This is a genomic window from Alcanivorax jadensis T9 (assembly GCF_000756655.1).
In the GTDB taxonomy this organism is placed as follows: Bacteria; Pseudomonadota; Gammaproteobacteria; order Pseudomonadales; family Alcanivoracaceae; genus Alcanivorax; species Alcanivorax jadensis.
Genome location: NZ_ARXU01000005.1, coordinates 42,317 through 64,235, shown reverse-complemented (window position 1 = coordinate 64,235; position 21,919 = coordinate 42,317). Strand labels below are relative to the sequence as shown.

Annotated in this window: 20 protein-coding genes; all 20 read right to left on the bottom strand. The window is 55.2% G+C overall.

All coding sequences use genetic code 11. The annotated features are described in order from the left end of the window. Entirely contained in the window at positions 1-948 is a 948-nt protein-coding gene (locus tag T9A_RS08430; RefSeq protein ID WP_035247030.1) for a UDP-glucose 4-epimerase family protein, read from the bottom strand. Then, a complete protein-coding gene (locus T9A_RS08425) occupies positions 945-2,120 on the bottom strand; it encodes a glycosyltransferase (RefSeq protein ID WP_035247028.1) in 1,176 nt (391 codons plus the stop codon). The genes T9A_RS08430 and T9A_RS08425 overlap by 4 nt, the downstream gene beginning before the upstream one ends. 9 nt (positions 2,121-2,129) lie before the next feature. Next, positions 2,130-3,275, bottom strand: coding sequence for a non-hydrolyzing UDP-N-acetylglucosamine 2-epimerase (wecB, locus tag T9A_RS08420; RefSeq protein WP_198030646.1), 1,146 nt, complete (start codon positions 3,273-3,275; stop codon positions 2,130-2,132). Between the two features lie 3 nt (positions 3,276-3,278). Next, entirely contained in the window at positions 3,279-4,400 is a 1,122-nt protein-coding gene (locus T9A_RS08415; protein ID WP_035247022.1) for a polysaccharide biosynthesis C-terminal domain-containing protein, read from the bottom strand. 76 nt (positions 4,401-4,476) lie between these two features. Then, positions 4,477-5,649, bottom strand: coding sequence for a glycosyltransferase family 4 protein (locus tag T9A_RS08410; RefSeq protein ID WP_156964873.1), 1,173 nt, complete (start codon positions 5,647-5,649; stop codon positions 4,477-4,479). Between the two features lie 13 nt (positions 5,650-5,662). Further along, the gene (locus tag T9A_RS08405) at positions 5,663-6,676 is read right to left on the bottom strand and encodes an SDR family NAD(P)-dependent oxidoreductase (protein WP_035247016.1); all 1,014 of its coding nucleotides are present in this window, start codon (positions 6,674-6,676) and stop codon (positions 5,663-5,665) included. 74 nt (positions 6,677-6,750) lie between these two features. Further along, positions 6,751-8,127, bottom strand: coding sequence for a phosphomannomutase/phosphoglucomutase (locus tag T9A_RS08400; protein ID WP_035247014.1), 1,377 nt, complete (start codon positions 8,125-8,127; stop codon positions 6,751-6,753). Positions 8,128-8,446: 319 nt separating this feature from the next. Then, a complete protein-coding gene (rfbC, locus tag T9A_RS08395) occupies positions 8,447-8,989 on the bottom strand; it encodes a dTDP-4-dehydrorhamnose 3,5-epimerase (RefSeq protein WP_035247011.1) in 543 nt (180 codons plus the stop codon). A 103-nt stretch (positions 8,990-9,092) separates the two neighbouring features. Then, positions 9,093-10,733, bottom strand: coding sequence for a glucose-6-phosphate isomerase (pgi, locus tag T9A_RS08390; protein WP_035247008.1), 1,641 nt, complete (start codon positions 10,731-10,733; stop codon positions 9,093-9,095). A 2-nt stretch (positions 10,734-10,735) separates the two neighbouring features. Next, positions 10,736-12,013: a UDP-glucose dehydrogenase family protein gene (locus T9A_RS08385; RefSeq protein ID WP_035247005.1), complete on the bottom strand. Its 1,278-nt coding sequence runs from the start codon at positions 12,011-12,013 to the stop codon at positions 10,736-10,738. 73 nt (positions 12,014-12,086) lie between these two features. Beyond that, positions 12,087-12,425, bottom strand: a complete 339-nt coding sequence (locus tag T9A_RS08380; protein ID WP_035247004.1) for a four helix bundle protein — start codon at positions 12,423-12,425, stop codon at positions 12,087-12,089. Positions 12,426-12,553: 128 nt separating this feature from the next. Continuing rightward, positions 12,554-13,432, bottom strand: coding sequence for a UTP--glucose-1-phosphate uridylyltransferase (locus T9A_RS08375; RefSeq protein WP_035247429.1), 879 nt, complete (start codon positions 13,430-13,432; stop codon positions 12,554-12,556). Next, the gene (locus T9A_RS17425; protein WP_198030645.1) at positions 13,425-13,748 is read right to left on the bottom strand and encodes a VanZ family protein; all 324 of its coding nucleotides are present in this window, start codon (positions 13,746-13,748) and stop codon (positions 13,425-13,427) included. The genes T9A_RS08375 and T9A_RS17425 overlap by 8 nt, the downstream gene beginning before the upstream one ends. Positions 13,749-13,811: 63 nt before the next feature. Further along, complete coding sequence (locus tag T9A_RS08365; RefSeq protein WP_035247001.1) at positions 13,812-14,978, bottom strand: nucleotide sugar dehydrogenase; 1,167 nt, start codon at positions 14,976-14,978, stop codon at positions 13,812-13,814. A gap of 271 nt (positions 14,979-15,249) precedes the next feature. Then, complete coding sequence (cysC, locus tag T9A_RS08360) at positions 15,250-15,867, bottom strand: adenylyl-sulfate kinase (protein ID WP_035246997.1); 618 nt, start codon at positions 15,865-15,867, stop codon at positions 15,250-15,252. 50 nt (positions 15,868-15,917) lie between these two features. Continuing rightward, positions 15,918-16,274, bottom strand: a complete 357-nt coding sequence (locus T9A_RS08355; protein WP_035246994.1) for a four helix bundle protein — start codon at positions 16,272-16,274, stop codon at positions 15,918-15,920. Positions 16,275-16,408: 134 nt separating this feature from the next. Continuing rightward, complete coding sequence (locus T9A_RS08350) at positions 16,409-18,181, bottom strand: SLC13 family permease (protein ID WP_035246991.1); 1,773 nt, start codon at positions 18,179-18,181, stop codon at positions 16,409-16,411. A gap of 275 nt (positions 18,182-18,456) precedes the next feature. Further along, a complete protein-coding gene (locus T9A_RS08345) occupies positions 18,457-19,443 on the bottom strand; it encodes a glycosyltransferase family 2 protein (RefSeq protein WP_084573443.1) in 987 nt (328 codons plus the stop codon). Positions 19,444-19,592: 149 nt separating this feature from the next. Then, on the bottom strand, positions 19,593-21,035 hold the full coding sequence (locus tag T9A_RS08340) for a lipopolysaccharide biosynthesis protein (protein WP_035246988.1): 1,443 nt from the start codon (positions 21,033-21,035) through the stop codon (positions 19,593-19,595). Positions 21,036-21,047: 12 nt separating this feature from the next. Next, the gene (locus tag T9A_RS08335) at positions 21,048-21,890 is read right to left on the bottom strand and encodes a sulfotransferase domain-containing protein (protein ID WP_232222054.1); all 843 of its coding nucleotides are present in this window, start codon (positions 21,888-21,890) and stop codon (positions 21,048-21,050) included. Positions 21,891-21,919 lie beyond the last annotated feature (29 nt).

The window sequence follows — 21,919 nt, the reverse complement described above, 5'->3', positions numbered from 1 at the left end:
CTACTCCCCTCTCTTCGTGGGCGCACAGCAACGCTGCAGCCCCTCATCCACGGTAATGGGCGGCTGCCAGCCGAGTCTTTCACAGGTCGGCACCAGCGCCACCTGCAACGACCCAAGTAGCCGGTCGGCCACCGCCTTCTTGCCCAACAGGGTCGCCCCCAGGCGCAACAACCCGATGGGCACCGGCAACAGGCGGGCCGGTTTGTCCAGGGCCTGCCCGGCCCGGCGCAACAGATCCGCCGTGGACAGGTCCTCACCATCACTGACCAGAAAGACCTGCCCGGTGGCGGCGGGATGATCCAGGCACACCCTGATCAAGTCCACCAGATTATCCAGACCCACCAGGGAACGGCGGTTATCCACCCGCCCCAGAGGCAGCGGCAAGCCCTTGCTTACCACCTTGAGCATGCCGGCAAAATTGCCCTTCACGCCGGGACCATAGACCAGAGGAGGACGGATGATCACCAATTCCATGCCCGTATCGGAGGCCAGTTGGGTGAGCCCCTGCTCAGCCTCCAGCTTGGAGATCCCGTAGGCATCTTCCGGGGCCGGTTTCGCATCGTGACGGAATGGCTGGCCCAGCGGCGTGGCTTCACCGTTCACCTTGATGGAACTGATAAAGACAAAGCGACGCACACCCTGCGCCGCCGCCCGGCGGGCAATCGCCAGGGAGCCATCCACATTCACTGCCCGGTAGGCCGCCAGCGGATCTGCGGCGTCCTCGTCCATGACGTGGGCACGAGCCGCGGCATGGACCAACACATCGCACTCCGCCAGCAGCGGCTCCAGGCACGGGTCATCCAGTCCGGACACCACACACTGCGCAAACGGTGCATCAAGCTCCCGCCGCACAACGCCGGTGACCTGGCATCCCTCTGCCATCAAGCGGGAAGCCAGGGCCTGGCCCACAAACCCGCTGGCACCGGTAATTGCCACACGCAATGTCATGACACCACCCGGCTCAGCACCCTTTCGTTCAGGTGCTCCACAAAAACATTAAAACCCAACGCGGCTTTCAACGCCGTGCGGTCCATATCAAACCCGGCGGCATCTACCTCCGCGTTCTCCACGCGGCGGAAGAACTCAGCCAGCGCAGCCGCATCTGGCGCTACCACACAACCCAGCCGATAATCCTGCACCCACTGGGCCACGCTGGTGGCCTCGCCACAAACGGCGAGAATCAGGGCACCGGAAAACACATAGGACGACGTCTTGCTGGGAAAAGCAAAACGGGTCACCTCATCTTCAATGGGCAGCAAGGCCCACTGATAGTCCGCATTCAACTGGGCCGCCGCCGCCGGGGACACCAGACCGTGATAGGTCACCTGATCCGGGAAGCGCGCAGCTAACCCCTCCAGATCAGGACTGAACACTCCCCCGCCGGCAAAGGTAAAAGGCAAGGTCCCTCCTCCCTGCAAATACTGTTCGATCGAAGCGATCACCAGCGGGATACGCTGAAGCCGGCCCGCATTGCCGCAGAAGGAAAAGCCCGGCGTTTTCGTATGGGAGGTGTTCACATCATCAAAAGACACCGCCGGATTACTCAGTAGATGAATCGGAGCCCGGGTCCCCGAACGGGACTGAATTTCCGCTTTCATCTCCTCGGTCAGCGTTAGCAATTGCGCGGCCCGACGCATAACCGCGCCATCCATCCAGCGCAAAATACGGAACAACACCCGATTCACCGGCATCACCACATTGGTGGCCTCGGGGTGAATATCCTGCAGGTGATAGGTATAGGACGCCCCGAACAAACGCGCATAAAGCATGACGATGAAGGGCACCAGCACCGGGGGGTCCGTAGACACATACACATGCCGAGGCCGGGTTTTCAGCAAACACAGCCCCACCCACACCATGAAGAACACCGCATCCAGAATCCGCGCGAGAATACTGCTGCCTGAAGAGGACCAGGCCTTGCCGGGATGAAACTCTACTCCCTGGCCGCGGTCATGCTCCTTCAACTTGGCACAAATGTCGGCATGATCCTGCATGATCACACAGACCCGGCACTGTCTTGCGGCACCTTCCGCAAAGCGCAACAGCGCCTCACCGATCACCGGATAAATCGGCCAGAAACTGCGGTTGATAATGGCGATATCCGCCCTGCCCTTGCCCATCAACACGCCTTACCAGTCATAGCGACTGAATTCGTCCATATTGCGCCAGCGGTTAGCCAGTCTGGCGGTGCCGGTAATCAGGCGGACCACCCGCTCCGAGGTATTGCGCACCATGTAGGCTTCGGGGATCTCACGCTCCGTGCCGGAAAACACATCACGACTGGCGGTGGCAATTCTCACTCCTTCCACCAGGCTTTCCTTGTCCAGTCCCGTGAGCGCGATGGCACCGGTATCCAGCGCTTCCGGCCGTTCGATGGATCGACGCAGCGTCACCGCCGGGAAATCCAGCACTGAGGATTCCTCACTGATGGTGCCGCTGTCACTCACCGCGCAGAAAGCCGTCATCTGCAGGCGGTTGTAGTCAAAGAACCCGAACGGCTTGAGGAAGCGGATATCCCCGCTGGCCTCGGCCAGCCCAAGCTTCTCCAGACGGTTGCGGGTACGCGGGTGCGTGGACACCACCACCGGATAACCAAAGGTGTCATGTAGCGCCTGAAGGGCCTCGACCACCTTGCGCAGGTTATCCTTGCTGTCCACGTTTTCTTCCCGGTGAACGCTGACAATAAAGAACTTGCCTGCTTCCAGCTCCAGACGCTCCAGCACATCGGACTGCTCAATGCTGGGCAGGCAATGCTCCAGCACCTCGCGCATGGGGGAACCGGTCAGGTAAATATAGCGGTGGGACAGGCCTTCGCTGAGCAAATGCCGGCGGGCATGCTCGGTGTAAACCAGATTGAAGTCCGCCAAGTGATCCACCATCTTGCGGTTGATCTCTTCCGGCACATTGGCATCGAAGCTGCGATTCCCCGCTTCCATGTGATACGTGGGGATCTTCATGCGCTTGGCCATCACCGTGGCGATGGCACTGTTGGTATCACCCAGCACCAGCACCGCGTCAGGCTTTTCCTGAAGCAGCACCTCTTCGGTCTTGATCAGGATCTCACCCAAGCTCCGGCCCAGGGTCGAGGTATCCACATTGAGAAAATGATCCGGCTTGCGTACTCCCAGCTCGTCAAAGAACACATCGTTGAGCTCGTAATCATAGTTCTGCCCGGTATGCACCAGCTTGTGGTCCACCACCTGGTCCAGCGCCGCCATCACACGGGACAGTCGAATAATCTCCGGGCGCGTGCCCAGTACCGTCATCACTTTCATCAATCAGTTCTCCTGGTCCGGCAGCACTGGCAGAAAATAGGTATCCGGTGCCTCGGGATCAAAAATCTCGTGGCTCCAGAACAGGGTCATCAGCTCATCGTCACCCACATTGGTAATGCTATGGGTATGCAGCGGCGGCATGTCGACGTACACCGGTTTGTCGCCGGATACCCGGAATTCCTTCACTTCATCATCAAACAGGCGACGCAGGCGAATATCCGCCTCTCCGCGAATCACCAGGAAACGTTCCACCTTGGCAAAATGGAAATGATTGCCCCGGGTAATCCCTGGTTTGGTGGTGGACAGGAACGCCTGACCGCCGTTGTCGGTTTTCACCGCCTCGAACAGCGAGCCCCGGTTATCAGTATGCAGGGGCAGTTCTGTGGGATAGGCATCCGGATACATGAAAGAGCGCAGAGTATTGAAAAGCTGCAGCTCGAAACGGTCACGCAGGTCCGGAATCACATTGCCGGTGTAGCTGTCGTACATGGCAATCAGCTTTCCCGCCACCTCCGCCACCGGAATGGGGCGGCCCTTGAGACGCAACTCGCCGGTTTCCCCTTTCGCCACCGCCTCCACAATGCGAGCACAGATATCCTGGGTATGCAGCAGTTCCAGCTTGCCGCTGCCATTAATACTCAGCGGCTCGCCCTGGACAATCTGGTGGCAGAAGGTGAAGACCGCAGAATTATAAAACGGTCGGCCGCATTCCCCGAACACATGGGGTAACACCAGCTCGGTATAACGCGCCGCTGCTCGATCGGCCCAGCTGCGAAAAACCGCATCTGCACCCGCCTTGCCCCGACCATAGGCATTATCCATAGCCTTGTGGGTGCTGTTGGAATAGACCAGGTGCGGCGTGGCGCCGCTGGCATCCAGTGCACTGGCCAGCCGTTCCGCCAGGGCAATGTTGCCCGTTTCCTGTTCCTTTTCCTCGGCCCGGTTAATACCCGCGCAGTGCACTACTACATCAGCACCGTCCAGCGCTTTCTGCAGACGGGTGTCATCATTGAAAGCTTCACGATCCAGGGCCACGACACCGCCTTTCCACGCCTCAAGCGCGCTGAGATGGCAACGCAAATGCCAACCCAGCAGTCCTGCTGCCCCGGTAATCACCGTTTTCATAACCGACCTCTTTTCTGTTCGACACAGCCGCTACCGGTTCACCGGCAGCCTGCTGACTGCAACCTGTTCAAGCGCCTCAGGCTTCCCTGATGGCCTCCATGAACAGCCGACGATTGTCCTCAAGCACCGCATCATCCTTGGCCACCTGACGAGCGTGGTCACGGGCAGCGGCGCAAACCTGGTCACGCTTTCCCCCGGACCATAACGCAACCAGCTCAATGGTTTCAGCGAACGCCGCCGGGTTCGCCAGCGGCAACGACCAGCCCACGCCTCTGGCTTGCACGTCATTCCAGGGGGTCTGATCACTGAGCAGCACCGGCAGCCCGGCAGCCAACGCTTCATAGATGACATGGCCGTAGTTCTCGCCCCGGGTGGGAAAGAAAAACAGGTCATGCCCGACCAGATGGGCATTCACATCCACCGGATTGAGCTCGCCGCCCCAGACCACCTGAACATGTGAAGGCAGCTCGGCAATGAGGGCCTCGCAGGCCTGCCAGTATTCCGGCTCCGAGCGTGGTCCATAGACCGTGAACACCACCGGTGCTGTCACGGAGCGGAGCACTCGCAGGGCATAGTCGAGATTCTTCTTGGGGGAAATGCGAGAGATGAAGCACACGCGCAATGGCTCGCCGGGCGCTCGATGATGGGAGGCGGCGTCAGCCGTGGGAGCTGCCGGCGCCAGGTTCAGAGCCACCTGAATCCGTGCTGCCTGATTACCGAGAAACGCCTTGCGGATATCCTGCACCTCCAGATCACTGGACGCCTGCCAGGTAATGTTGCGGTACAACCCGATCAGGCGGACCACCCACAGGTAAATTTTCTTCTTGGTACTCTTCAGACCCAGCGCTCCCTCGGAGAACTCGCCCCGTGGCGCCAGAATCACAGGCGTTTGGGGAAACTGGCGGAACAGCCGTGCCCAGAGCACTTTCTGGGTAAACACCGGATCAAAAAAACTGTTCAGGTAAATGGCGTCCGGTTTTACCTCACGTACCACCCGGGCAATATTGGCCAGGGTAAATGCCTCCGGAGCCAGATAACGCACACGGGCCTTGCCCACAGTCATCCAGTCTTCCAGGTCCACGTTGTCATAGGGCGTGATTTCACCCAGGTCCCGGTCTTGGGTGAGCACCCGGAAATCAAAGTCGTCGCCCAGCCGGTCCACCATGTTAACGATGGTCCTGACCGGCCCGCCCGCCTTGAATCCCGGAAAATAGAAGGGGTTGAATACCAGAACAACCGGTTTAGTCACCGCCACCGTCCCTTTACGCTTTCAGCGCCGCGTGCACTTCAGGCAGGGAAAGCAGCAGCGTCTTCAACTCATCACTGGAAAGCTGATGGGTATTGTGGGAGTGGTAGTCTTCCGTGCTCGCCTCTTCCACATCTCCTTCCGTAAAGAACTTGGCGTAGTTGAGATCCCGGTTGTCATAGCTCACCCGGAAATAATCGCCCATGTCTTCGGAGCGCAGCAGTTCTTCGGCGCTGGCCAGGGTCTCGTACAACTTCTCGCCATGACGCCAGCCGATCACCTTGATCTCGTTATCCGCCTCGAAAATATCCAGCAATGCCCGGGCCAACTGGTGCACCGTGCAGGCCGGTGCCTTGCGAATAAAGATGTCACCCTGGTGCGCATTTTCGAACGCGAAGTTCACCAGCTCGATGGCATCCTGCAGGGACAACATGAAGCGGGTCATGGTCGGTTCGGTAATGGTCAGCGGTTTGCCTTCCTGAATCTGCTTGATAAACAGCGGAATCACCGACCCGCGAGAACACATCACATTGCCGTAACGCACACAGGAGATCACGGTTTCCTTCTCACCCAGCTGACGGCTGGAAGCCTGGGCCACCTTCTCCATCATGGCCTTGGACATCCCCATGGCATTCACCGGCATTACTGCCTTGTCGGTGCTCAGGCACACCAGGCTTTTCGCCCCGGCAGCCACCGCACTGTCGATCACGTTCTGGCTGCCAATGATGTTGGTCTTTACGGCTTCCATAGGGAAGAATTCGCAGGAAGGCACCTGCTTCAGCGCCGCCGCGTGAAAGACCAGATCCACCCCGCGCATAGCCTTGTCCACCGCGGCGCGATCGCGCACGTCGCCAATGTAGAACTTCAGTTCCTCACGGCTGTAGGCAATGCGCATGTCTTCCTGCTTGGCTTCATCACGGCTGATGATGCGAATTTCCCTGCAACCGTCCGCCAGCAGCTTGTTGACCATGGTCTTGCCAAAGGACCCTGTGCCCCCGGTTACCAACACCACCAAATTCTTGATATTCATAGTCTCTCTCGACAGTCAGTCCCGGCGAGCATTGCCGCCAGGGCCTCGCCAGCAAGCTGGCGCCTACACGATTGTTATTTCACTGCCGCCATGGCTTTTTCCACATTCGCCTCAAACAGAGAGCGAATGCGATCCAGGGCAACGTCATTATCGGCTTCATAGCGCAGCACCAGCTTGGGTGAGGTGTTGGACGCCCGGCACAGGCCCCAGCCATCCGCATAGTCCATGCGGATCCCGTCAATCACACGGCGCTCACCCTCGCCAAAATCCGCCTGGTTCTGCAGGTAATCCACAATGGCGAACTTGTTCTCTTCGGTCACCTCGATATTGATTTCCGGCGTGGTGCACAGGGACGGAAAACGACCAAACAGGGCATCGGCGTCGCCGTCGGAGCGGCTAATGATGCCGAGAATCCGCGCCGCTGCCACCAGCGCATCATCAAAGCCGTACCAGTCCTCAGCAAAGAAGATATGGCCGCTCATTTCCCCGGCCAACAACGCTCCGGTTTCTTTCATGCGCGCCTTGATCAGGGAATGGCCGGTCTGCCACATTTCCGGCTCGCCGCCAGCCTGGCGGATCACATCAAACAGAGTCCCGGTGCACTTCACATCGAAGATCACCTTGGCACCCGGATTGCGGCTCACCATGTCCTCAGCCAGAGCCATGAGCAGAATATCAGGATAGACCACCTCCCCCTCCGGCGTGACTATGCCCACCCGGTCTCCATCGCCATCGAACGCCAGGCCCAGGTCGGCCTTTTCTCCCTTCACTGTGGCAATCAGGTCTTGCATATTCTTGAGATCACCCGGATCCGGATGATGGTTTGGGAAAGTCCCGTCCACCTCGGTGAACAGGGGCAACACCTCGCAGCCCAGCGCTGCCAAGACCTGGGGCGCCTGAACCCCGGTGATGCCATTACCGCAGTCCACGACCACCTTCATGGGGCGGGCCAGGGAGTGAGTCTTCAGAAATGCCGCCTGATACGCTTCCAGCACGTCGCATTCCTGGTAATCCCCGGTGTCCGCAGAGACCAGGTTGTCTTCCACAATGCGCCGATACAGGGCCAGGATGCGATCCCCTGACAGAGTGGTGCCATCCACCACAATTTTGAAACCGTTGTAATTGCCCGGGTTATGGCTGCCGGTGAGCATTACCCCGGAATTGAGGCCGTCCAGGTGGTAAGTGGCAAAGTACAGTGCCGGAGTCGGCACCATGCCCACATCCACCACATCGCAGCCGGTGGCGCGTATACCATCGCTCAATGCCTTCACCAGCGCCGGGCCGGAAAGCCGGCCATCCCGGGCCACTGCAATGCGGTTCTGCCCGTGAGCCAGGGTTTCAGAGCCAATACTGCGGCCGATCTGATAGGCCCATTCATCCGTCAGGGTTTCCTGATAAATACCGCGGATATCGTAGGCTCGGAAAATCGAGGCAGGAATCGGGTTACTCACTGGGGGCTCATCCTGTTAGTCAGCCAAATGCTCAAGGGGGCAATCATACGTGAAATGCGGCGAAATCGCAGGTGCAGGGCCGGACAAGATCGCGGTGGAACCACCGCTCCCACAGAGGGCGACTGTGCCATTCCAGGAGTAGCAGTACTCTTCCTCCCTCTGTAGGACCGGAGTGCAACGGAGGAACGCCCGAAGTGCGCCCCAAACGCCCCACCCACCGTAGGAGCGGCGGTTCCGCCGCGACGGGTTTCCGCTACCCCCACCGCCAAAATCGCAGTCGAACGACAGGTCCCACAGAGAATGCCAGCGCCCTTGCGGGTTACTCGATGGGGGGCGCATCCGCCAGAGCCAGCCCTTCGGCATCCTTTTCTGACAGCAGCGGCTCCCCTACCAACGGCCAGTCGATGGCCAGTGACGGGTCCGCCCAGTGAATACATTGTTCCGAGGTCGGCGAATAGTATTCGGTGCATTTGTACTGCACCTCGGCTTCATCGCTGAGCACGAGAAAGCCATGGGCGAACCCAGGCGGAATCCATAGCTGCAATTTGTTATCGCTGGAAAGGGTCTCACCCGCCCATTGTCTGTAGGTTGACGACTCTGGCCGCAAATCAACCGCCACATCAAACACCGAGCCCGCAGTACAACGCACCAGCTTGCCCTGCGGTTTATCCAGCTGATAGTGAAGTCCCCGCAGCGTTCCCATTATGGAAAGGCTGTGATTATCTTGAACAAAGGTGGCGGCAATCCCGGCCTCGGCCATGGCCCGTGCATTCCAGCTCTCCATGAAGAAACCGCGGGAGTCTTCAAAGATCCGGGGATGGATCAGTTTAACATCAGTGATACGGGTGGTTGTGACTTGCATGGTAGCACCTGGCTATTTGGTATCACCCATTAAACCGCTTCAAGTCGCGCGCTGACACCCTGTGGTGCCCAGCGGTTCTGGCGCGATGCCAAGTCGTTCGCAGTTACTTCTGCCGCTTGGCAATGTGGCGTGCCAGAGCCAGAGAGGACGCGTCCAGACCCGACGCGGATTCCGGATCCGCCAGTACTTCCAGCATGCCCGTTGCGATTACCTTCCCCATCTCCACGCCCCACTGATCGAAAGGATTGATACCCCAAATCACCGCCTGGACAAACACCTTGTGCTCATACATGGCCAGCAACGCGCCCAGCACCCGCGGGGAGAGCTCCTCCAGAACCAGCGTAGTGCTAGGCTGGTTACCGTGGTAACGCTTATAGGACGGCAGAGCCACTTCCGGGTCCAGCGCCCGCTCTCCCAGGGCCAGCAACCGGGATTGCGCCAGGCAATTGGCATTGGACAGCGAATGCTGGGCTTCCAGCTCGCAAACTGCGTCGAAATGCTGCGCTTCGGTGTAACGACGCGCTGTCATCAGGAACTCACAAGCTATCGGCTGGGTGCCCTGATGCAGCAACTGGAAGAACGCATGCTGGGCATTGGGCCCTACCTCCCCCCAGATCACCGGGCAGGTACCATACTCCACCGGCTCACCGGAGCGGGCCACGCTCTTGCCGTTGGACTCCATTTCCAGTTGTTCCAGATAGGCGGGCAAGTGCTTGAGCCGCCCGTCGTAAGGCAATACCGCCCGGGCATTGATGCCCAGAAAGTTGATATTCCAGACATCCACCAGGGCCAGCATCACCGGGATATTATTCTCCCAGGGCCGGGTCCGGCAGTGATGATCCATCTCATGGGCGCCGGCCAGCATGTCACGAAAGCCGTCCATACCCACCGTCAACGCGATCGGCATGCCAATTGCTGACCACAGGGAATAGCGTCCGCCTACCCAATCCCAGAACAACAGCTGGTTATCCGGCATGATGCCCCACTCTGACATCCGTTCCGGATTCGCCGAGATACCAATAAAGTGACAACGCAGCAAAGACGCATCGTCACAATCCAGCCCCAGCCCACGGCCCAGCCACTGCCGGGCCGTAGTCGCATTGTGCAGCGTATCTACCGTAGTGAAAGACTTGGAAGACACCAGGAACAGGGTGGTTCGCGGGTTCAGCTCCTGCAGTATCTGAGACACCTGGCTGCCATCCATGGAAGAGGCAAAATGCAGTCGTGGTCGGGACAGTCCCTGAGGAGGAAGGCAGGATTGCAGTGCAAAAGCCGCCATCAAGGGCCCCAGATCAGAGCCCCCAACCCCCACATTGACCACATCGGTGATGGCATCCCCCATCACCCCACGCCAGTGGCCCTTCAGGATACGATTGACCATGTCTTCCATGGCATCCAGCTGCTCATGCACCATGGGCGCCCTGTCGGCAGGCTCTCGCAAGCACCAGTGCTTGGCAGGTCGCCCCTCGGTACAATTCACCTCGGCACCACCGAACAACGCCTCCGTCCAGTGTCGCAACTGACGCTCATCCGCCAACTTGACCAGCAGATCCCGGATCTCATCCGACATACGCTGCTTGCTGAAATCCGCCAGCAAGCCGGCATCCTCAAGACTGAATCGGGCAAAACGATCCGGGTCCGACGCAAACCAATCCGCCAGATGCAGCGTTTTTTCCTGCTCGGCACGACGTGCCAGTTGAGACCAAATCGTACTGATAGTAAGAACGTCCTGTTCAGGTACCATGGTTAGCGCCCTATTCCTCTATACACCAGCCCCTGCTCTCTGACAAAGTCAGGCTCATAAATGTTGCGACCATCCAGAATCAGTGGCTCACGCATGGCGCGCTTCAAGCGCTGCCAATCCGGGCTCCAATAAGGCTTCCACTCGGTAATCAACATCAGGGCGTCAGCCCCCTCGGCGGCCTCATAGGGGTCGTCACACAAAATCAGTTCACCACGCCCCTCGGCCCAGGACTCAATATCCGCTAATGCCTTGGGGTCATGGACAGAGACCTCTACGCCCTGCGCCCAAAGAGCCTCAATGACTTTCAGGGCAGGGGCGTTATCCACCCGATGGGTGCCCGGCTTGAAGGCCACGCCCCACAGAGCCACCTTTTTGCCTGCCACATTGCCATGATTAAACTGCCAGAATTTGCGGAAAAGCACTTCCTTCTGGCGCTCATTGGTCTGCAGAACCTGCTCAAGCAGCCCCGGCTCCGAGGCCTTGGCGTTGAGTGCATCCACCAATGCCAACACGTTGCGACTCAGCCCCGGCCCACCAAAACCGCATCCTGGGTAGAGATAGGAGTCGCCGATCCGAGGGTCTGCGCCCATAGCTACCCGAACCACATCAATATCAACGCCTAGCGACTCCGACAGACTGGCCATGTCATTCATGTAACTGATTCGCGTCGCCAGAATGCCGCTGATCGCCAGCTTGGAGAACTCGGCCTCCCGAAGGCTCATTACCTGTATCACATCCTTGCGGCGATTAAAGGGGCGCAGCAATTCCCGGACCAGGGCTTCCCCCTCGCCATCCTCACAGCCAAGCAAAATGCTGTCCGGGCGAGTAAAGGTCCGGAACGCATTCCCCTCCTGGATCAGATCCGGCAGTGATACCAGCGCAGAACGGGTATTGGCCTGTTTGATGATAGTACGCAACTGTTCTGCCGCCCCCACCGGGCCCACCGTCTGATTCACAATCAGTCCGCACCCGGTTGACGACGCCAGCATGTTGACCAACCGCTCAGCCACCCCTTCCTCACCCGGTTGCAGGGACAGAAAAACCGCATCAGGGATACCCGATGGGACATCTTCCCAGAACCCTGTGGTCAGTCGTCCACTCTCCAGCTGCTCACGGCAGAGACGATCCAGCCCCTGTTCCTGGAACAGAGGCCGGCCTTCAGCCAACCGTTCTCGAGACAACGGTTCAACCACACACCAGTGCACCTGATGCCCCGTCTGGGCCATGGCCGTCGCTGTCACCTGGGCGCACAAAGTGTCGCCATAAACCGTTATCTGCATAGAACCTCAGCTGTGAGCCATGAGCTATGAGCTGTCAGAAAAACAACCAGACCTGCGGCCTGGAAACATAAAATCACTTTAACTTTCGCATGATGGCGAAGAGTATTCTGGAAAGCTGCTCCACTTCCTCGCCCCACTTATTGCTCATACCTTCAGGTATGTAGCCGATTCTATAGCCAATGATCAGCTGGGTTTTCAGCTCCCCAGCCGATCCCCTCGCATAGTTCAGAAACAAAGCCTTTTCCTTCTCGGAGGCCCGCCCAAAACCTTCTGCGATATTGGAAGGCAGTGAGAGCGATGATCGGGTTATCTGATCCCTGAAGCCAAAATCACGATGGCTCGCAAAGTGCTGGTAAATCTCAACACTTAGATCAACAGACCTTTTCCAAATATCCAAATTTCCCAATCGCATCCTTGCTCCTTAATTAAAAGTCACCATCCATGGGAACTATTTGGGGTTTTCCTATCAAACCGATCACAGCTCACAGCTCACAGCTCACAGCTCACAGCTCACAGCTCACAGCTGATAGCTGATAGCTGTCAGCCCAACTCCGCCGCCATCATCTCACGTACCTGCTCGCCCAGCTCCGGGTGACGGGCAGCGAAATGAAAGATCGCCTGCAGATACCCGGCCTTGTTGCCACAATCGAATGTGCGGCCACGCATGGCATAGGCCTCAACCGGCGCGCGCTCCATCAGTGAGGCAATCGCATCGGTGAGCTGAATCTCATTACCTGCCCCCCGCGGCGTTTCAGCCAGAATGCCCATGATCTCACCCGGCAACACATATCGCCCTACCACAGACAACTGAGACGGCGCCTCTCCCACGGCCGGTTTTTCAACCACTGCTGTCATCGGGGTAGATTCACCGGGTACAGGAACGCCCCCTTTCAGCGCCACAATCCCATACTGATCCACACGCTCGGCAGGCACTTCTTCAACCATAATCTGCGCGGCGCCACTGGCCTGGTATCTTTCCACCATGATGCCCAGATCTTCATCCAGACCGTCGCAATCCACCAAAACATCAGGCAAAAGGACCGCAAACGGTGCGTCGCCCACTACCGGCGCGGCACAAGCCACCGCATGACCAAGCCCCAGAGCCCGGTGCTGACGAACGCTGATGAGGCTCACATCGTGCGGCAAAATATCACGCACTTGCGCCAGCAGCGTGTTCTTTCCCTTGGCTTCCAGCTGCTCTTCCAGCTCAAACTGGGTATCAAAGTAATCTTCAATGGCCGTCTTCGCGGAGTGGGTAACCAGGATGATTTCCTTGATCCCTGCCCTTACCGCCTCCTTCACCACATATTCAATGGCAGGCCGGTCCACAATAGGCAACATTTCCTTGGGAATGGACTTGGAGGCCGGGAGCATCCGCGAGCCAAACCCCGCTACAGGCAGTACAGCTTTTCTAACCATTTTCATCCTTTTTCCTGCACCTACAAAATGGCCAGGCAAGGAGCATGCCGAAACCCAGCCCCAGCCCATTGTCCACAATATCCGACCAAGAAGGCGAACGACCGGGCAACCAGACTTGGGCTACCTCAATGAAGGCTCCCAACCCCATTATAAGCAACACCACCAACCACCATCGAAACCCTGACAGAATGGCAAAGAACCCCGCGACAGCACAAAATCCCACGTGAGCATACGAATCCAGATTACCCGCCGACAATGACTGCCTGATGGCCTCTTTGGCGCCCCCCGGCAGCAACCCACCAATCAGGAATAACATCACCGTTACCCCCATTAACGCAGATAGCGCTCTCCGCTTTTGCCTTGTCAGTGCGTGTCGCAATCAATCACTCCCGAACAAGTCTCGCGTATAGACTTTCTCGGCATAGGGAGCGAGCTCCTCAACCATGCGGTTGGAGACAATCACGTCACAGGATTCCACAAACTCATTGAAATCCCGCATCACCACGGAATTGAAAAAGGTGTCATCAAGCAACGCCGGCTCATACACCACCACCTCAACGCCCTTGGCCTTGAGGCGCTTCATCACCCCCTGAATAGAGGAAGCTCGGAAATTATCCGATCCAGCCTTCATCACCAGCCGGTAGACGCCCACCCGCTTCGGGCTACGACGAAGGATATCCTCAGCCACAAAGTCCTTGCGGGTACGGTTGGCATCCACAATGGCCCGAATCATGTTATTGGGGACATCCCGGTAATTGGCCAGCAGCTGCTTGGTATCCTTTGGCAGGCAATAACCTCCATAGCCAAAAGAGGGGTTGTTATAATGAGCCCCAATACGCGGATCCAGGCATACTCCGTCGATGATCTGCCGGGTATCCAGCCCATGAGAGGCAGCATAGCTGTCGAGTTCGTTGAAATATGCTACCCGCATGGCCAGATAGGTATTGGCAAACAGCTTGATAGCTTCGGCTTCCGTGGAGTCAGTGAACAGCACCGGCACATCCTCACGGATGGCCCCCTCGGCCAGTAGCCCCGCGAAAGTACGGGCTGCGTCAGAGTGGCCGCCCACCACAATCCGGGACGGGTACAGGTTGTCATGCAGCGCCCTCCCCTCCCGCAGGAATTCCGGCGAGAACAGGATATTGTCCGCTCCGTATTGTTCCTGCAAAGCAGCCGTGTATCCCACCGGCACAGTGGACTTGATAATGATGGTGGCAGAAGGATTGATCGCCAGCACATCGCTGATCACCCCCTCCACAGAGCGGGTATTAAAGTAATTGGTGTCCGGGTCGTAATCCGTGGGCGTAGCCACCACGACAAAGTCCGCGCTCTCGAAGGCCTTCGACTTGTCGGTGGTAGCCTGCAAGTCCAGCGGCTTCTCGGCCAAGTAGGACTCAATCATCTCGTCTTCAATCGGCGATATCCGGTTCTGGATTTTTTCTACCTTCTCCGCATCAATATCCAGCGCTACTACCTTATTGTGCTGGGCAAGCAACACGGCGTTGGAAAGCCCTACATAGCCGGTTCCGGCAACCGCAATTTTCATTTTCGTCCTCAACAGCAACGCAGCAATCCGGCCATCCGGCCATCCGGGCCAGACAAGGGAAGTGTCTCAGTATACCTTCGCATGGCCCCGACAAACACCGGCACAGACCCCGCCCCAAACCCGCACCAGGATACATAACCTTTTGATTTTATTAAAAACCATAAAAAAGGCCGCACCCGAACCTCGGCGCGGCCCTATATACTGTACTGCGGGAGCCCTGCCTGCCAGCGGCGGTGTTCAATGTGGCGCTTTTCGCTTGCAGGCAGAGCGATTACACAATGGCGGCAATCAGCTGCTTCACGCAGCCTTCGATATCATTCTCGGCAGTGTTCACCACCACCTCAGGCTTCTCCGGTGCCTCGTAGGGGCTGTCAATGCCGGTAAATTCTTTGATGATGCCCTGGCGAGCCTTCTGGTATAGCCCCTTGGGATCACGCTTTTCGCATTCTTCAAGCGGCGCATCCACAAACACTTCCACAAACTCGCCGTCCTCAAACAGCTCACGGGCCGCATCACGGTCCGCACGAAACGGACTGATAAATGCCGTCACCACAATCAGCCCCGCATCCACCATCAGCTTGGCCACCTCAGACACTCGACGGATATTCTCGGTACGGTCCTCATCACTCATGCCCAGATTCTTGTTCAGACCATGACGCACATTATCCCCATCCAGCAGATAGGTATGCTTGCCCTGCTCAGTCAGCGCCACTTCCAGCGCATTGGCCAGCGTAGATTTACCTGAACCGGACAGACCGGTCAGCCAGATGCACTTCGGCTTCTGATCCTTCACCTTGGCCCGATCCGCCTTGGAAATGTTGGATTCATGCCACACCACGTGGGCTTTGGATTCGTTAGCTTTTTCCTGGTATGGAGACTTATCAGACATGCGTAATTCCTTAGTTTCAAGTTGCAAGTTTCAAGTTGCAAAAACAACCATCAACCCTTTGTATAGTCGTGCCTCACACCACGAATCATGGCATGCAGCATCCTTGATAGTTCCTCTGACTCCTTCAGCCACCTCGATGCGACATCAGATTCCAGATAACCAATCTGTTGGCCAATATGAATCTGGGTTCGTAATTCACCCACAGAACCCTTGGCATAATTCCAAAACCTTGCTCTTTCCTTGCTCGAATCTCGCTCAAACCCCTCTGCGATATTGCTAGGGACAGACAGGGCTGAGCGAGTGATTTGATCCCGGAAGCCAAAGTCTCTCAACTCGCTTAAATAGCGATACAGTTCCACACACAGTGCGGACGATCGCTGCCAAATGCTCAACTCTTCAAAGCGCATCCTTCGCTCCTTTCAAAGTGACTCGTCCCTGAGTCACGCATTGTTCCACTTGCAACTTTCAACTTGAAACTTGCGTCTTTGCCTTCCCTTTCAACTTTGAACTTTAAACTCAAAGCCGACCGGGAAGGCGGCGGCTAAAACCCCCACACCATCGGAATAACGGTAAGGCTGATCACCGCCACCACCACACTCATTGGCAAACCGATACGAACATAATCCCGGAATGTATACCCTCCCGGGCCCATAACCATCAGGTTGGTTTGATAACCCAGCGGCGTCATGAAGCTCGCGGATGCGGCGAACATCACGGCGACAATAAAGGGCATGGGGCTGACGCCAAGCTGTTCGGCTATACCAAGAGCGATGGGAAACACCAGCACGGCAGCCGCGTTATTGGTGATCATCTCGGTAAACGCCGTGGTCAGCAGGTAAACGATTACCAGCGCCATAAACGGCGACAAGCCACTCTCTGGAAACGCCTCCTGCACAATCCAGGCCGCCGCGCCGCTGGATTCCATGGCCTTTCCCAATGCAAAAGACGCACCGATCACCACCAGCACTGGCAAGTTCACACTCACGTTCATCCGCGAGCGGTTAACTGTGACACAGCGCAACGCCAGCATCATGCCGGCAGCCACCATGGCTGCTTCAAGGGTGGAGGCAATCCCCGCCACATTGGCCACCACCATGGCCACCAGGATACCCACTGCGACAGGGGCTCGACGAAAATCCGGCGGTGTTGAATCCTGCATCGGGCTCACCAGCATAAAATCACGCCGAAAGCGGTACTGTTCAACAAACTGCTCACTGGTCTCGAGCAGCAATGTGTCACCCACCCGCAGCACCTGCTCACCAACCTTGCCGGCCATGCGCTGGCCATTGCGGCTGATGCTGAGAATTGCCGCCTGGTAACGGGTGCGGAATCCGGTCTCTTTCACCGACTTGCCGATACCCGGGAATTCCGGACTCAGCACCACCTCGACCAGATGGCGCTGGTGATTGTTCAATCCAAGCTTGTGCACCTCGCCATGGGCGGACTGCAGACCATTGATACGCTGCAACTCACGGGCGCACTCCGGCACCCCCACAAACGCAAGCAAATCCCCTTCCTGAAGGGTCATCTCAGGGCCAACCGCAGTGAACAGCTTCTCTCCACGCTGGATTTCGGTGAGGTAGCCATAGGTCAAATTTCGCAGCCCGGCATCCTGAATAGTGCGCCCAGCCAGGTTACTGCCCTTGGCGACCACCATCTCCACATGATATTCGCGGGCATGCTCCCATTGTTCCGCCATCCCTTCACGTTCAGGGAGCAGGTAACGGCTCACCAGCAACATAAATAGCCCGCCCCCTAACAACACAGGAATCCCCACCCAAGCCACATCGAAAATTCCAAAGGCAGGTAGTCCTCTCTCCTGAACCAAACCATCCACAACCAGGTTGGTGCTGGTGCCAATCAAGGTACAGGTCCCCCCCAAAATGGCGGAATAGCTGAGGGGCAACAGTAACTTGGAGGCCGACAGCTTGAGACGCTGGGCCCACTCCTGCACCGCGGGGATCATCATCGCCACGACCGTGGTGTTATTCAGGAAGGCACTGAGCATAGAGGCGGGAGCAAGAAGCCGGAACTGGCTGGATAACACGGATTTGGGTTGCCCGAGCAGCCGGTGCGCTACCCAGTAGATCGCCCCGGTATCACGCAAAGCCGCCGCCACCACATACAAGGCAGCAATAGTCATCAGCCCTGGGTTGGCAAAGCCTGATAACGCCTGAGCCGGGGTAATAATGCCGGCCACCAGCACCAGCACCATCGCAGCCATCATCGTCAGATCCGCCGGGACACGGTTGGTCGCCAGCGCCCCTAACACAGAGGCCACGATCAGCAGCGTTATCAGAATATCCAGGCTCACTCAGCAAATCCTTAGGGAGAACAGTTCAGGTCACAGGAGATGCATTCTACAGCGATAAAAATATATAGAAAGCGCACATTAATTCGAAATGGTTATATGCAAGTGACGTGGCATGCACTAAAGGCTGCATGACTGAAGAAAGCGAACACCAACAATCACGTTGAAGCGCAAGGTCATGGGCAGAGGTTCGATATTGATCTTTTTAGTGATTCCGATGGATAAACAATATACTAGCCAATACCGCCACAGCACTCCTTTTCAGGAGCTCAGCCTCACTAATCTCTATTCCGCAATCTCAATATTAAAGCGTTTAACCATGCAACCCTCTTACGGAGCAGTTGGCGTACCAGCTTGTAATTAAAAGCGACCAACTGCGCAAAAGTCATCCCATCAAGCGCCTCAAGGGATATTAGCGAAAGCTTCTGAGAGAAGTAGACACTCAATTCATGATTGCCCTTGCGCATATAATATTGGGACATCCAATAAGCAGTATTAATACTTGTCGCATCTTTTTGTCTTTGATCCATCGAAGACCAGATGCCGCCAGGGTGGGCTCGGTAAGCACCAGGCGTCAGGTCATCAAGGTATTTGTAACCACCGACCCGACCAAGGCGGCTAAAGAAAAAAGTGTCGCCATTTACAACCTTTCCATGCTCCTCCGGGTACCAGTCATAATTTCGTCGAAACATGGCCGTGAATGTCAGGATAAACCAGCCTCGAGATAGTCTTTGGGGTGACGCATCAGCCTTGTTAACGGCATGTAGTTTTGAAAGCTGAATAACTCTCCCGGACTCAACAACAAAAGCATCATGCCCGCACACGGAAAAAGATGGGTTATTGCGCAGGAAGTCAGCCTGTTTCTGCAACTTACTATCATCGAGCCAGTAATCATCAGCATCACAAGGAGCAAAATACTCGCCCTGTGCAGCCTTCGTGGTAAAAAAAGAAGGAGTCAGACCCTTACTAAACTGATTTTCCTTCTGAAGTATCGGCCTGATAATAGAGGGATATTTTTCTGCATACTGCCGAATCACATCGGCCGAATTATCCGTAGAGGCATCGTCATGAATGATGACCTCCCATGGAAAATCCGTTTTCTGCATCAAAAAACCCTTTAGGGAATCTTCCAGATATTCACCATGGTTGTAACAATGGCATAGTATAGAAACCAGAGGCTTTCGATATTCATCGCTCCAGAATCTGGTAATTTCAGATTCTGGGACTACCTCAGAAGGTTTCGGGGCAGCGGCACCAATTTTCATTTCGTTCACTCTGCTAAACCACGATCATAGCCGGAAAGAATTTCACCATCAGCCTCACCAAGGAAAATATAATATGTGCCAATGGCTTCAGCATAAAGGTTCAAGACCATACCCCTCACAAGTCACTACACGTAAAAACGACTTAAACATTAGCCTGTCCGCAAGCTGCGGAGCCGTTTCAAAATCAAAACAGCTCCTTCAGCACGAATTGCTATCGACATAAACAAATAAGCCAAACAGGCTAATACACCACCAGCAATCTGTTTGAGAATCAGAAAATCCGCATCAATCTGCATAAACAGGAAAAATATAATTACAGCGAAAAAGGCCGAGATCACAGGTTTTGCAATATCAAAAAACTGATTTCGAGCGGTGTAACCGATAATACGGCTAGTATAGAAAGTATTTGGCAAAAGAGATAAAACTGAAGTGACAACTTGGCCAGTAACAATTCCAATAACGCCATAAGGAATAGACAACAACAGAACAACAATCTGGATAGCCTTCTTGATAAGATTAAGGCGTAGATTCAAATCTGTACGGCCCTTAACCATGAGGATATTCACATTAAGTGCATGCGCAGGGTAAAGCAGACCGGAAAGACAAAGGATTTGCAGAAATACAACAGAATCAGCCCATTTATCGCTGAGAAGAGCTGAAAACAGTGGTTGCGCAAAGACTCCCAATCCCAGCATCACAAAAGCCATAACAAAAACTGTAAGCTTCATGATCTGACTATATTTTTCCCTCAACAACTTATTATCACCCTGAAAAGTTGACAGCACAGGAAATGAAACACGCTGTACAACATTTGTCATTTGCTGAGAGAGAAGCTTAGTGATCTTGTTGGCCATATAATAAAGGCCTGTTGCTTCAGGGCTAAAAAGCTTTGCGATCACCAGAGCATAAGAGTTCTTAAAAAGGATGTTGAAAATATTGGCAACAACAAGATACTTGCCAAAATCAAACAGTTTCTTAAACGTCTCTCTCTGGAATACGAAATTCGGCAACCAGCCACTCATAATCCAGAGGCATGCTGTCGCAACGGCCTGGCTTATCAACATTTGGGCAACGAGACTCCACACCCCGGCCCCATGGTAAGCCAGAATCAAGGCAACCACTCCCGAGACAATAGTTCCCGTCGTAGCAGAGACCATTTGGGATTTAAAATTCATATCACGGCTAAGGATGGCGGTCTGAACCACCCTAAAAGCGTTAATAATTACTGCCACACCCATCACTTGAACCATAGGCTCAATGACTGGTTCCTCATAAAAAATAGCAAGATGACCGGAGAAGATGAAAACAACAATATAAAGCACTATGGAGATACCAAGATTACTCCAAAATGCAGTACTCAGCTCGTTATCGCTGATACTTTTTGCCCTAATAAGAGCCTGGGTAAAACCCGCGTTCACCATCGCATTCGACAATTCAAAGACAACAGCAACAATGGCTATTAGCCCGAAGGCTTCGGGTGCAAGAATCGAGGCAAGAAGGAGGGTAAAAAGCGTCTGTGCGCCTTTGGAAAGCAGGACTTCGAGGAAAGTCCAGAAAACCCCTATACCAAACTTTTTATTTAAGGCAGACACAAGTCGTCTCGATCACCAGTCAATATCATAGCCGAGCCACTCTTTAAGCTCAGAATTTGGTCGCGCATAGAAATCTTCAAGAATCTGGATATCTCTATCATTGATGCTGGAAGTATAAGGCTTTTTGTTCTGAATTTTTCTTGTCTGACCACTTCCCAAAGAAGTATAAGGGACGCCAAGAAAGTCATGGCATTTCTTAACAACGGCCTCAGAGTCAACCTTGAGCTCATTAAAACCAATGACAAGCATATTCTCTCGACCAAAGATCCTGGCATAGCGCTCAAGCTGAGGTTTATAAATACCTCTTCGCAGAACACTTGGCTCCTCGTCACCATCACCTTGTTTAATCAAGTCCAGCTCATAATCAATATAGTCGGAAAATGACGGGCATCCATTTTTAAAAAAAACCGAGTAAACCGGGCTTTCCGAGCGTCCTATATGATCTTTTCGAGTAGAGGCAGGTATTTTTCCCTCCTCACTCAAATAGCGGTACATGTTCCACGCAGAATAAGCGCGACTTATTGGCTCGCGTAACAAGACAATGATTTTGATATCAGATTTATACGAGGCGATTCTTTGTGGGACGCACTCTCTGGCAAGGTATGAAGGTGACGCTTCAAAAAACAACCCTTTCTTGCCTGGCATTCTAAGGAAATGGGATTCATACCAGACGTCTCCCTTTTTAAAATTATCCTCTCTGTCAAAATAATGGAGCTCTTTTATGGTTGAGCCAATCATTTCAGGAGACTTGTTCAAATAATTAAACAGTGAAGAAGTGCCACTTTTTTGCGCCCCAACAATTATGAAGTCTGGCCTGCCTCCACCAAAGAAAAATTCAAGCAAGCGCCGAATCATTTTTTTCAACACATTCTTCAAAGTCAAAC